This window comes from Streptomyces lavendulae subsp. lavendulae (assembly GCF_002803845.1).
Taxonomy (GTDB): domain Bacteria; phylum Actinomycetota; class Actinomycetes; order Streptomycetales; family Streptomycetaceae; genus Streptomyces; species Streptomyces lavendulae.
Genome location: NZ_CP024985.1, coordinates 5,910,058 through 5,921,867 on the forward strand (window position 1 = coordinate 5,910,058; position 11,810 = coordinate 5,921,867).

At 72.7% G+C, this 11,810-nt stretch carries 13 protein-coding genes; 5 read left to right on the forward strand and 8 right to left on the reverse strand.

Annotated features, from left to right (window positions below; translation table 11 throughout):
* The first annotated feature begins 9 nt into the window (after positions 1-9).
* Positions 10-663: a spherulation-specific family 4 protein gene (locus tag SLAV_RS26290; protein ID WP_030233116.1), complete on the forward strand. Its 654-nt coding sequence runs from the start codon at positions 10-12 to the stop codon at positions 661-663.
* The gene (locus SLAV_RS26295) at positions 660-1,514 is read left to right on the forward strand and encodes an endo alpha-1,4 polygalactosaminidase (protein WP_030233119.1); all 855 of its coding nucleotides are present in this window, start codon (positions 660-662) and stop codon (positions 1,512-1,514) included. Before SLAV_RS26290 ends, SLAV_RS26295 begins: the two co-directional genes overlap by 4 nt.
* A 28-nt stretch (positions 1,515-1,542) precedes the next feature.
* Here SLAV_RS26295 and SLAV_RS26300 read toward each other — a convergent pair whose 3' ends face one another.
* The 5 genes from SLAV_RS26300 to SLAV_RS26320 all read right to left on the reverse strand — a co-directional run bounded on the left by SLAV_RS26300 (position 1,543) and on the right by SLAV_RS26320 (position 7,816).
* The gene (locus tag SLAV_RS26300) at positions 1,543-2,721 is read right to left on the reverse strand and encodes a sensor histidine kinase (RefSeq protein ID WP_100661311.1); all 1,179 of its coding nucleotides are present in this window, start codon (positions 2,719-2,721) and stop codon (positions 1,543-1,545) included.
* Positions 2,722-2,799: 78 nt separating this feature from the next.
* A complete protein-coding gene (locus SLAV_RS41835) occupies positions 2,800-3,450 on the reverse strand; it encodes a hypothetical protein (RefSeq protein ID WP_030233123.1) in 651 nt (216 codons plus the stop codon).
* A gap of 53 nt (positions 3,451-3,503) precedes the next feature.
* Positions 3,504-5,387 carry a phosphatidylglycerol lysyltransferase domain-containing protein gene (locus SLAV_RS26310; protein WP_030233135.1) on the reverse strand — a complete coding sequence of 628 codons (1,884 nt, stop codon included), beginning with the start codon at positions 5,385-5,387 and terminating at the stop codon, positions 3,504-3,506.
* Between the two features lie 80 nt (positions 5,388-5,467).
* Positions 5,468-6,535 carry a nicotinate-nucleotide--dimethylbenzimidazole phosphoribosyltransferase gene (gene cobT, locus SLAV_RS26315; protein ID WP_030233139.1) on the reverse strand — a complete coding sequence of 356 codons (1,068 nt, stop codon included), beginning with the start codon at positions 6,533-6,535 and terminating at the stop codon, positions 5,468-5,470.
* A gap of 66 nt (positions 6,536-6,601) precedes the next feature.
* Positions 6,602-7,816 (reverse strand): bifunctional adenosylcobinamide kinase/adenosylcobinamide-phosphate guanylyltransferase, encoded by a 1,215-nt coding sequence (locus tag SLAV_RS26320; RefSeq protein ID WP_030233141.1) that lies wholly within the window; start codon positions 7,814-7,816, stop codon positions 6,602-6,604.
* A 103-nt stretch (positions 7,817-7,919) separates the two neighbouring features.
* On the opposite strand from SLAV_RS26320, the gene SLAV_RS26325 reads away from it, so the two are divergent.
* A complete protein-coding gene (locus tag SLAV_RS26325; protein ID WP_030233143.1) occupies positions 7,920-8,129 on the forward strand; it encodes a hypothetical protein in 210 nt (69 codons plus the stop codon).
* Positions 8,130-8,185: 56 nt separating this feature from the next.
* Here SLAV_RS26325 and SLAV_RS26330 read toward each other — a convergent pair whose 3' ends face one another.
* Together SLAV_RS26330 and SLAV_RS26335 are read right to left on the reverse strand one after the other, a co-directional pair.
* Complete coding sequence (locus SLAV_RS26330) at positions 8,186-8,893, reverse strand: class I SAM-dependent methyltransferase (RefSeq protein WP_030233146.1); 708 nt, start codon at positions 8,891-8,893, stop codon at positions 8,186-8,188.
* 77 nt (positions 8,894-8,970) lie between these two features.
* Positions 8,971-9,579: a DUF3043 domain-containing protein gene (locus SLAV_RS26335; protein ID WP_100660972.1), complete on the reverse strand. Its 609-nt coding sequence runs from the start codon at positions 9,577-9,579 to the stop codon at positions 8,971-8,973.
* A 253-nt stretch (positions 9,580-9,832) separates the two neighbouring features.
* Here SLAV_RS26335 and SLAV_RS26340 point away from each other — a divergent pair, with 253 nt between their 5' ends.
* Positions 9,833-10,627: a PspA/IM30 family protein gene (locus tag SLAV_RS26340; protein ID WP_078950439.1), complete on the forward strand. Its 795-nt coding sequence runs from the start codon at positions 9,833-9,835 to the stop codon at positions 10,625-10,627.
* A gap of 14 nt (positions 10,628-10,641) precedes the next feature.
* Complete coding sequence (pspAA, locus tag SLAV_RS26345) at positions 10,642-10,920, forward strand: PspA-associated protein PspAA (protein ID WP_030233154.1); 279 nt, start codon at positions 10,642-10,644, stop codon at positions 10,918-10,920.
* A gap of 128 nt (positions 10,921-11,048) precedes the next feature.
* Here the strand turns inward: pspAA and SLAV_RS26350 are convergent, their stop codons facing one another.
* Positions 11,049-11,783, reverse strand: a complete 735-nt coding sequence (locus SLAV_RS26350; RefSeq protein ID WP_030233156.1) for a hypothetical protein — start codon at positions 11,781-11,783, stop codon at positions 11,049-11,051.
* Between the last annotated feature and the right edge of the window lie 27 nt (positions 11,784-11,810).

Here is an 11,810-nt window from a genome sequence, read left to right on the forward strand (position 1 = left end):
AAGGACCCCATGCTGCTGGTGCCGCTCTACGAGCACCCCGCCGACCGGCCCGAGGACTGGGAGCTGCTCATCCGCTCCGCGGGCCGGCTCCACTCCGTGGTGCTCAACCCCGACAGCGGTCCGGGCCGGGCCCCCGACGAGGGCTTCGCCGACGTCTGCGCCCGGCTGCGGGACGCCGGGGTGACCGTGCTCGGGTACGTGGACACGGACTACGGGCGGCGCCCGCACGGGGAGGTGGTCCGGGACCTGCTGCGCCACCGGGACTGGTACGCCACCGACGGGGCCTTCCTCGACCAGGCCGCCGCCGATCCCGAACTGCTGCCCCACTACGGGCGGCTCGCGGTCTCGGCCCGTGCGGCGGGGGCCCGTACGCTCGTCCTGAACCACGGCGTCCACCCGCACCCCGGATACGTCGGACTCGCCGATCTGCTCGTCACCTTCGAGGGACCCTGGGACGCCTACCGCGACGCGGCGGCTGCGCCGCCCGCCTGGACCGCCGACCACCCCGCCCGGACGTTCTGCCACCTCGTGTACGCGGTCCCGCCGGGCGCGCCCGCCGCGGAGCTCGCGGCGGTGCGCCGGGCGGGAGTGCACTGTGCGGTACCGGGCACGGGCGCGCATCCGTGGGGGACCCTCCCGAACGCCCTGGAGGCCGCCGGATGAAGCGTTTCACCACCGGGCTCGCGGTCATCGCCGCCGGCGCCCTGCTCGTGCTCACCGGATGCTCCTCCGAGCCCGACGACGACGAGGAGACCCCGGAACCGGGACCCACCCCTTCCGCGGGTCTCACCCCGGCCCCTTCCACGCCTCCGGGGCAGCGCTGGCAGCCGCAGCCGGGCACGGCCTGGCAGTGGCAGCTCAGCGGGAAGCTCGACTCCTCCGTGGACGTGCCTGTGTACGACATCGACGGGTTCCTCACCTCGAAGGAGGAGGTCGACGGTCTGAAGAAGGCCGGCCGCCGCACCATCTGCTACATCTCCACCGGCGCCTGGGAGGACTTCCGCCCCGACTCCGGGGACTTCCCGAAGGACATGCTCGGCGAGGGCAACGGCTGGAAGGGCGAGCGCTGGATCGACGTCCGGCGGCTGGCCGACGTCGAGCGGCTGATGGCCAAGCGCTTCGACATGTGCCGGGACAAGGGCTTCGACGCCGTCGAACCGGACAACATGGACGCCTACCGCAACGACTCCGGCTTCCCGGTGAGCGCCGAGGACCAGCTGAAGTTCAACCGGATGATCGCGAAGCTCGCCCACGACCGGGGGCTGGCCGTCGGGCTCAAGAACGACCTCGACCAGATCCCGCAGCTGGTCGGCGACTACGACTTCGCGGTCAACGAGCAGTGCGCCCAGTACCGGGAGTGCGACGAGCTGACCCCGTTCATCCGGGCGGGCAAGGCCGTCTTCCACGTCGAGTACGAACTGTCCACGGACAAGTTCTGTGCGCGCTCGAAGGAGTTGAAGCTCAGCTCGCTGGAGAAGAAGCTCGAACTGGGCCCCTGGCGGAAGTCCTGTTAGCGGCGGGCGCCGGGCGGCCGGCGCCGGGTCAGGCCACCGGCAGGATCGCGTGCACCCGGTAACCGCCCCCGTATCGGGGGCCGGTGAAGCAGGAGCCGCCCAGGGCGCCCGCCCGCTCCCGCATGCCGAGCAGGCCGTGCCCGCCGCCCGGGTCCGTCGCGGCGGGGGCGGAGTCGGCGGAGTCCCCGCCGTCGTCCAGTACGGTCACCTCCACCGAGGCGCCCACCCGCACCACGCTGACCTCGGCCTTCGCTCCGGGTCCGGCGTGCTTGCGGACGTTGGTCAGCGCCTCCTGGATCACCCGGTACGCCGCCAGGTCCACGGCGGCCGGGAGCGGTTCGGCGTCCGCCCCCACCTGCATGAGCACCCGTACCGGCAGTCCGGCGTGCCGGAAGGTGTCCAGCAGTTCGTCCAGCAGGGCCAGCCCCGGCGCCGGTTCCGTCGGCGCCTCCGGATCGCCCGACTGCCGCAGCAGCCCCACCGTGGCGCGCAGCTCGTTCAGGGCCGAGCGGCTCGCGTCCCGGACGTGGGCCAGGGCCTCCTTCGCCTGGTCGGGCCGCTTGTCCATGACGTGCGCGGCCACCCCCGCCTGCACGTTGACCAGGGCGATGTGGTGGGCCACCACGTCGTGCAGGTCCCGGGCGATGCGCAGCCGCTCCTCGGCGACCCGCCGCCGGGCCTCCTCCTCACGGGTCCGTTCGGCCCGTTCGGCCCGCTCCCGTATGGCGTCGATGAACGCCCGCCGGCTGCGCACCGCGTCCCCGGCGGCCGCGGCCATCCCGGTCCAGGCGAAGATGCCGATGTTCTCCTGCGCGTACCAGGGCAGCGGCCCGGCGAGCATCGCCACCCCGGTCAGCCCGGCCATCGTCACGAGCCCGATCCGCCAGGTGGTCGGCCGGTCGGTGCGGGAGGCCACCGTGTACAGGGCGATCACCGCGGACATCGCGACGGGCGCCCGCGGCTCCCCGGTGGACAGCTCCAGCATGGAGACCCCGCAGGTGATGGCCAGTACGGTCCACGGCCTGCGGCGACGCAGCACCAGTGCCGCCGAGCCGATCAGCATCAGCAGCAGGGAGAACGGTTCGGGGGTGCGGGTGCCGAAGGTGGGCCCGTGCGGTCCGTGGGGATCGGCGAAGGATCCGACGACCATGGAGACGAACGCCCCGAGCGCGAGCACGGCGTCGGTGGCGAGCGGGTGCGCCCGCATCCACTGCCGGGTGGGGGCGAAGGGCCCGAGGTCTGTCGTCACCCCGATACGGTACGGCCTTGCGGCCGGAGGGCTCCCCTACAGGAGGGGCGGGGGCCGGCGGACGATCGGGGCGCGGGAGCGGGCCGGTCCCCACTTCGCGCGGACCGTGCAGACGGCCATCACGGCGGCGATGGCCGCCAGGTGTTCCTTGCCGGCCAGGTTGTCCTTGAACAGCACCTCGCCGATCATCACGAGGATCACCAGCGCCCCGGTGAAGTAGGCCCGGTAGCGCCAGCAGACGTAGATCGCGAGGCCCACCACGGCGGCGGAGGGGCCGGTGTCGTTGACGATCCGGTCGGACACCGGCAGGCCGAAGGGGTGGTCGTGGCCCAGGGAGAGCCCGATGCGGGCGTAGGTGGTGCCGGCGAGGGTGGCGACGTAGCCGATCAGCAGGGTGCGCCACCAGCCGATGCAGATCTCCGAGATCCCGAACACCAGCAGGATCTGGGCGAGCGCCCCCCACACCGGCAGGTCGAGGGCGGGGACGAACAGTGACAGCGGAGTGCGCAGCACGGCGAGCCACAGGGGGTCGACGGCCTTGACGGACCCCAGGTTCTGGACGGGCTGGAAGCCCCACGACGTGTTCTGCACGACCTGGAAGAGGGAGGTCAGGCAGACCGCGCCGATGGTCATCGGGATGGCGCGCCACTTGTCGCGGACGAGCGCGTCCCGGATGGTCCAGAACATGGGGCCCCACTCACGGCGGGCGAACCGCCGTAGTGGGGCCGTCGGCCACGACGTCAACGAATCGTCTCCAGATGTCTGCGGTGCAGCCACTTCGGCAGGCCGGGTGCCTCCAGGAAGCCCTCGGCCCGGCCCGCCGCGACACCGATGCGCAGCAGGTCGGAACTCTTCTCGAAGAGCATGAACCGCGGCTCCCAGATCGGCCGGTATTTGGCGTTGGCCCGGTAGAGGGACTCGATCTGCCACCAACGGGAGAAGAAGCTCAGCAGGGAGCGCCACATGCGCAGCACCGGTCCCGCGCCGAGCTTGGACCCCCGCTCGAAGACGGAGCGGAACATCGCGAAGTTCAGTGAGACCTGTGTGACGCCGATCTCCTTCGAGCGTTCCAGGAGTTCGATGACCATGAACTCCATCAGGCCGTTCTCGGAGTCCCGGTCACGGCGCATCAGGTCGAGGGAGAGGCCCTTGGGGCCCCACGGCACGAAGGACAGCACGGCCCGCAGGTCGCCGTTGCCGTCGGTGCACTCCAGCATCACGCACTGCCCGTCGTCCGGGTCGCCGAGGCGGCCCAGGGCCATGGAGAAGCCGCGCTCGGTCGCGCCGTCGCGCCAGTCGTCGGCCTTCTTGAGGAGGACGTCCATCTCCTCGGCCGGGATGTCGGCGTGGCGGCGGATGCGGACCGTGTACCCGGCCCGCTTGACGCGGTTGAAGGCCTGCCGGACGGTCCGCATCGCGCGGCCCTCCAGCGTGAACTCGTCGGTCTCCACGATGGCCTCGTCGCCGAGCTCCAGGGCGTCCAGTCCGTGCCGGGCGTAGATCTGCCCGGCCTCCTCGCTGGCGCCCATCACGGCCGGTACCCAGCCGTGCTCGCGGGCCTCGGCCAGCCACGGCTCGATCGCGCCGGGCCAGGCCTCGGGGTCGCCGATGGGGTCGCCGGAGGCCAGCGAGACCCCGCCGACGACGCGGTAGGTGACGGCGGCCTTGCCGGTGGGGGACCAGATGACGGACTTCTCGCGGCGCAGCGCGAAGTAGCCGAGCGAGTCGCGGTCGCCCTGCTTGGCGAGCAGCGCCCGCAGCCGCTCCTCGTCCTCGGGGGTGAGCGGGTCGACGGCGCGGCGCGAGCGGAAGGCCGCGAACAGCACGGCGAGGAGCAGCAGCATCGACATCACGTTGATGAAGACGTCCACCCAGGCGGGCGTGGTGATCGCGTTGTACGCCTTGTCGTCGGGCGCGAGCGTGATCAGCCGCATCACGCCGTACCGCCAGCGGGCCAGGAACGTCGCGTCGGCGCGGTCCGGGTCCGTGTTGGTGGCGCCCACCAGCAGGGCGGCGACCAGCGAGGTCAGCAGCAGGCCGACGGCGGCGACGGCGGTGGCCAGCTTCGGGTTCGAGCGGTCGCCCTTGGCGTAGAACTCGTGGCGGCCCACCAGCAGCGCGCCGACGAAGGCGGCGGTCAGGGCGAGCGAGACCCAGTTCTGCGCGTGGTCGCGGAACTCCGGGTAGCACAGGTTGAACTCGCCGCTCGTGCACGGGGCGAACGCGGCGACCGCGAAGGCCAGCAGCAGCATGCCGCTGACCACCAGGTTCAGGATCCACGCGGCCCGCTTGCGGCGGCCCATGGTCACCGCGAGCAGCATCGAGAACAGGCCGGACGCGAAACCGGCCGTCAGCAGGTACGGGGTGTAGAAGTCGGCGGTGTTGTGCCTGCGCAGGTCCTGCCCGAGCGAAAGCCACACCGCGCTGAGGAAGTTCACGAAGGTGACGGCCCGCAGGTACCAGACCGCGAAGGCGGCGCTTCGTCTCGACGAGGCGCTCCCCCTGCGGGTCTCGGCCTTCGCGGCGGGCTCGCCGCCGGACTCCTTCTTCTTGTTGGAACCCTTGCCGGATGCCTGATCCAGGCTCCGGTCGGTGTCTACGCTGGTCAAGCGGACCTCTCCCATGAAAAGCGATGATATGGGGCGTCACCGTCCACAGGCAGTGCGAGCACTGCGGACTGGTCAGGCCCGTAGTGCCCGGTGTTTCAGTCCGTCGGCTGTTCCACAGCCGCCCGCTCCGGCAGTTCCGCCGCGAGTGCGGCGGCCGCCTGGACCAGGGGGAGTGCCAGCAAGGCCCCGGTTCCTTCTCCCACTGTGACGCCGTGGTCGAGCACGGGGTTGAGTGCCATCCGGTCCAGGGCTTTCGCCTGGCCCGGCTCCCCGCTGGTCTGTCCGGCCAGCCACCAGTCCGGGGCGCGGAAGGCGGCCCGCTGGGCCACCAGTCCGCAGGCCGCCGAGACGACCCCGTCGAGGATGACCGGTGTACGGCGCACCGCGCACTGGAGGAGGAAGCCGGTGATCGCGGCGACGTCCGCGCCGCCGACCGCCGCCAGCAGGGCCATCTGGTCGCCGAGGACCGGGCGGGCGCGGCGCAGCGAGTCCCTGACGGCGGCGCACTTGCGCATCCAGGCCAGGTCGTCGATCGGCACCCCGCCGCGGCCGGTGACCACGGACGCGTCCGTTCCGCAGAGCGCGGCGACCAGGACGGCCGCCACGGTGGTGCCGCCCACGCTGAGGTCGCCGAGGACGACCAGGTCCGTACCGGAGTCGGCCTCCTCGTCGGCGATCCGGATGCCCAGGCGCAGTGCGGCCTCGGCCTCCTGCGCCGTCAGCGCGTCCTCCACGTCGATCCGGCCGCTGCCGCGCCGTACGCGGTGCCGGGTCACGTCCTCGGGCAGCAGCCCGGGGTCGCAGTCCAGGCCCGCGTCCACGACGCGGACGCCCGCGCCGAGCCGCCCGGCCAGGATGGACACCGGGCTGGTTCCCTCCAGGACGGAACGGACCAGTTCGTGGGCGCTGCCCGCGGCCCGTGCCGAGACGCCCTGGGCGGCGATCCCGTGGTCGGCGGCGAACAGCACGACGCGCGGCCGCTCGATCGGCTTCACCGGGACCTGCCCCTGTGCGGCGGCCAGCCATTCGGCGAGGTCGTCGAGCCGTCCCAGCGCGCCGGGCGGCACGGCCAGCCGCTCACGGCGATCCTCGGCGTCACGCCGGACGCCCCCGTCGGGGCGTTCGATCAGATCGGAGAAGTCGTCGAGATTCAGCGTGGTCATTTGCCAGAGACTACAGCCGGTCAGGCCCTCTCTCAGGGGCGCTCCCGCGGATCCTCTGGCGGGCCCTCACCGGGGCTGCTCCTTGAGGGCGAGCGGCTGGCCCGCCACCACCAGCAGGACGTGCTCGCACTCGCCCGCCACCGCGTTGTTGAGGCGGCCCAGCTCGTCGCGGAACCGCCGTCCCGCGGCCGTCGCGGGGACCACGCCGGCGCCCACCTCGTTGCTGACGAGCACCGTGCGGCGGCGCGTCGCGCGGACCGCCGCCACGAGGTCGGCCATCCGTCGGCGCAGCTCCTTCTGGCCGCCGGCCGCCCAGACGGAGTCGTCCCAGGCGCCGGCCCGGTCCATGGCGTCGGTGAGCCACAGCGCGAGGCAGTCGATCAGCAGCGGGGGCCCGGCCTGCTCCAGCAGCGGCACCAGTTCGCAGGTCTCCACCGTCCGCCAGCCGGCCGGACGCCGCTCGCGGTGCAGGCCGACGCGCTGGGCCCACTCCGCGTCGCCGTCGCGGGTGCCGCCGGTGGCGACGTAGACCACCTCGGGGAAGGACTCCAGCCGGCGCTCCGCCTCGAAGGACTTGCCCGAGCGGGCGCCGCCCAGCACCAGGGTGCGGCGGGGCACGTCCGGCACCTCGTGGTAGTCGCCCGCCGTCACCGTGGTGCCGTCGGGCACCGCGCGGGCCCCGGCGGCCGCGCACCGGCGTTCCAGTTCCCGGCCCGGCGGGGTGTCGTGGTCCACGTGCACGGCGATCACGTCGGTGGCCGGGCCGACGGCGCCGCTCGCGCGCAGCCGGGCCAGGGCCTCGGGGCGGCCGAGCACGTCCGCGAGGACCACGTCGTACGCGCGCCGCGCCGTGGTTCCGTTGGTACCCGACGGCGCCCCGCCCGGCGGCAGGTACAGCAGCCGGCTCCCGTCCGGGCCGGTGACCTCGTACCCGGTGCCGGGCGCGTCCATCGGCACCGCCCGCACCCGGTGCCCGCTGATCACCGAGAGCTCCCGCCCGTCCGGGACCCGGCCCGCGGCGGGCAGCCCGGGCGGCAGCTCGACGGGCGGCCCGTCGTGCGGGTGCGTCAGCAGCACCTGCCGTACGCCGGCCAGCGAATGCCCCGCGCGGGCCCCGGCCAGCACCGCCCCGGGCGTCAGGTCCAGCAGCAGCGCGCCGTCCACGAGGACGGCGGTCGCGGCGCGGGCGAGCGGGCCCACGGAGACCGCGCAGGCGGCGCAGGGACAGCCGGGGCGGGGCAGTCCTTCAGGGGTACCGGTGCCGAGCAAGGTGAGTTCCACACAGAGATCCTCCCGCGTCGCCGGTACTGGTGCGCGTCCGGTTACTCTGCGGGCACACTCATGCCGAGAAGTGTGAGATCGCGTGCGAACAACGGAGGCGGACATGGTGTGGACGTGGCGGTTCGAGAAGGCCGACGGCGCCGAGACGACCCCGGCGGTGGAACCGGAGGAGTTCACCACCCAGGGGGACGCCGAGTCCTGGATCGGCGAGGTCTGGAAGGAGCTCCTCGACGGGGGCGCCGAGCAGGTCACCCTCTTCGAGGACGACACCCTGATCTACAAGATGAGCCTCAGCGCGGCCGCCGAGGCGTAGTCCCCGGCCGGTACGGGGCCGGCCGCGCGCCGGCGGCCCCGTACCGCAGGGCCGGGCTAGCCCCGGACCCCGCACAGGTGCAGGAGCGCCGCCACCGAGCGGTAGGGGTCGGTCCGTCCGGCGCGTTCCTCGGCGGCGAGCAGTGCTTCGAGTTCCTCGTCCGGCGGGAGTTCCGCGCCGGCCTCGGTGCCGTCGGTGAAGACCCGTACGCCGTACCAGGTGGAGAGCGGTGCGCCGATGCCGGACAGGGTGGCCGTCAGATCGGCCAGCCGGTCGGCGCGCACGTCCAGACCGAGCCGGTTCGTGTAGTCGACGGTGTCGAAGGCCGCGAGCGCCCCGGCCCAGTCCCCGGCCAGCCCCGGCCGCAGCGCGAGCGCGTCACCGTTGCGCACCAGCAGGGACAGCAGGCCGCCCGGCGCCAGCATGCGGGCCAGCCCGGCGAGCATGGCGTCGGCCTCGGGGACGTACATCAGCACCCCGTGGCACAGCACCACGTCGAAGCTGCCCGGTACGAAGTGGGCGCCCGTCTCCCGGCCGTCGCCCTCTAACAGCTGGACGCGGTCCTGGATCCCGGCCGGTTCGGCGGCCAGCGCCGCGTGCGCGACGGCCAGCATGTCGGGGTCCTGCTCCAGGCCGGTGACCTTGTGGCCGGCGCGGGCGAGGCGCAGGGCCTGCGTGCCCTGGCCCATGCCCACGTCGAGGACGCGCAGCCGCTGCCCGACCGGGAAGCGGTGCGTGATCTGTTCCTCGACCTGCCGGCCCACGAGTTCCTGCCGGACCGCGTTGCGCAGTCCGCCGAGGCCTTCGAGCCAGAGCCGGGCCCCTTGCGCGAAGTCCTCGCTCAGGGCCGTTCCCCGCGCTTGACCTGCGGCTTGGGCAGGCGCAGCCGACGCATCTGGAGGGTGCGCATCAGGCCGTACGCGACCGCGCCGCGGCGCGGCTCGTTCGCGAAGCGCTCGTTCAGCGCCTTGCGGAGGCGGAACGCGAGGCCGATGGAGTCGAGGATGATCAGGACGATCACGCCGAGCCACAGCATCAGTGCGATGTTCTGGATCTGGTTCACCCGGACCATGCTCAGCACCAGGATGATCACGGCCAGCGGCAGGAACATCTCGGCGACGGAGAAGCGGGAGTCCACGAAGTCGCGGACGAACCGGCGGACCGGGCCCTTGTCACGGGCGGGCAGGTAACGCTCGTCGCCGTTGGCCAGCGCCTCGCGCTGCCTGGCCATCTCTTCCCGGCGGCGTTCACGGGCTCGCTTGGCGTCCTCCTTGCGGTTGCCGGTCGAGGCCACCACGGCCTTGCGCTGCGACTGGGCCACAGCACGCTTCGGCGTCGGGCGGCCCTTCGGGGCCTGCGGGTCACGGGGCTGCGAGAGGTCGGCGCTCGCCTTGTCGGCGGCGGCGGCCTTCTCTTCCTTGGAGGAGCGGCTACCAAACACAAAACCCAAGCCTACGTGGTCGGGGGCACGGGCCCCACCTCCGCGGGGAACGATCCGGCAACGGCGGGCGTCTTCCCAGTGCGGGGGTTCCTCCGGTCTCGGGGATCACCTACTCCTTACGCCTGATACGGCGCCGGGGTACTCGTCCTGGAGGAGGAGCGCATCCGTACTCGAACAGTGCGGTAATGGAGACAGGGCCCGTACTGTGGGTCCTGTCGGTGACCTGGAGCACAGTCCGTCTAGAAGGGGGCGCGCGAAGCCCATGAGCGGTGTCATGAAGCGTATGGGGATGATCTTCCGCGCGAAGGCGAACAAGGCCCTTGACCGGGCCGAGGACCCGCGCGAGACCCTCGACTACTCGTACCAGAAGCAGCTGGAGCTGCTGCAGAAGGTGCGCCGCGGGGTCGCCGACGTGGCGACCTCCCGCAAGCGCCTGGAGCTGCAGCTCAACCAGCTCCAGGGCCAGTCCGCCAAGCTGGAGGACCAGGGCCGCAAGGCCCTCGCCCTGGGCCGCGAGGACCTGGCGCGCGAGGCCCTGTCCCGCCGCGCCTCGCTCCAGCAGCAGGTCAGCGACCTGGAGGTGCAGCACCAGACGCTGCAGGGCGAGGAGGAGAAGCTGACGCTCGCCGCCCAGCGCCTCCAGGCCAAGGTGGACGCCTTCCGGACGAAGAAGGAGACCATCAAGGCCACCTACACGGCCGCGCAGGCGCAGACCCGCATCGCGGAGTCCTTCTCCGGCATCTCGGAGGAGATGAGCGACGTCGGTCTGGCCATCCAGCGGGCCGAGGACAAGACCGCCCAGCTCCAGGCCCGGGCCGGCGCGATCGACGAGCTGCTGGCCTCCGGTGCCCTCGACGACCAGAGCGGTCTCGGTTCCAAGGACGACATCCAGGCCGAGCTGGACCGTCTCTCCGGCGGTACGGACGTGGAGCTGGAGCTCCAGCGGATGAAGGCCGAGCTGGCGGGCGGCCCGTCGGCGCACCAGCAGGCCATCGAGGGCGGCGCCCCCGGTACCGGCGCGCCGTCGCAGACCCCGCACCGGTTCGACAAGCAGTAGGACAGGGGCCCGTCATGATCGTCCGAATCATGGGGGAGGGGCAGGCAAAGCTGGCCGACAGCCACTTCGCCGAGCTCAACGCACTGGACGACGAGCTGCTCGCGGAAATGGAAGCGGGCGACGAGGAGGGCTTCCGGCGCACGCTGGGATCGCTGCTCGACGCCGTGCGCCGGCTGGGAACGCCGCTGCCCGACGACGCGCTGGAGCCGTCCGAGCTGATCCTGCCCGCGCCCGACGCCTCGCTGGACGAGGTCCGGCAGATGCTCGGCGACGACGGCCTGATCCCGGGCTGACACCAGCCCCCGCCGCCCGCCGTACCCAGGTCACCCGGCGGGCGCGGGACACCGACGGCCGCAGGGCCCGCTCCCGTACGACCGGGCGCGGGCCCCGCGCGTTCAGTCCGGGGTGCGGCCCCGCGCGTTCAGTCCGGGGTGCCGCCGATGAACTCCTCGAACCTGCGGCGCGGCCGGGCCCAGCGCCGGTCGTGGTGGAAGGCCCGCAGTCCCGCCCTGGCCCGCGCGCGCGGGCGGTTCGCGTAGAACCGTTTCGCGTACGGGGACCCGGGCCGGGCCAGGCGCACCGCCCCGATCAGCGCCACGAAGGGGATCACCGTCCCGAACACCGCCGTGCGCGGCTTCCCCTTCCACAGGGCGACCAGGGCCAGGAAGAAGTTCATGGCGGTGTTCATGACCACGAGGCCCCGGCTGTGCCGCTCGTCGGGGGTCAGCTCGTTGACCCCGAAGGGCAGGAAGCCGCCCAGCACCAGCGCGACCACCGCGGCCGTCAGTACCACGACCTCCACGCTCTTGCGGCCCTGCTCGCTCCAGTAGACGTCGTCGAGGTGCAGGATCAGCGCGAACTCGTCCAGCACCAGGCCGGCCCCCAGCCCGAAGAGCACGGCCGAGAGGCCCGCGCCGAAACTGTGCTGGCCGCTGCCGACCGCGCCGAACCCGCCGATGATCACGAGGACCACCCCCGGGACCACGTGGTGGACGTGCAGGCCGCCCGGGGTGATGTTCTTGAAGGGCCCCCGGCCGGCCCGGATCAGCCGCGTGATCACCCGGGTGACCAGGAACGACAGCACGAACGACAGCAGGGCGAGCAGGAGCGGCAGCTTGCCCGGCTCGACGATGTTCCGGTACCACCAGTGACCCACGACACCCGCTTCCCTTTTGGCGTGTAA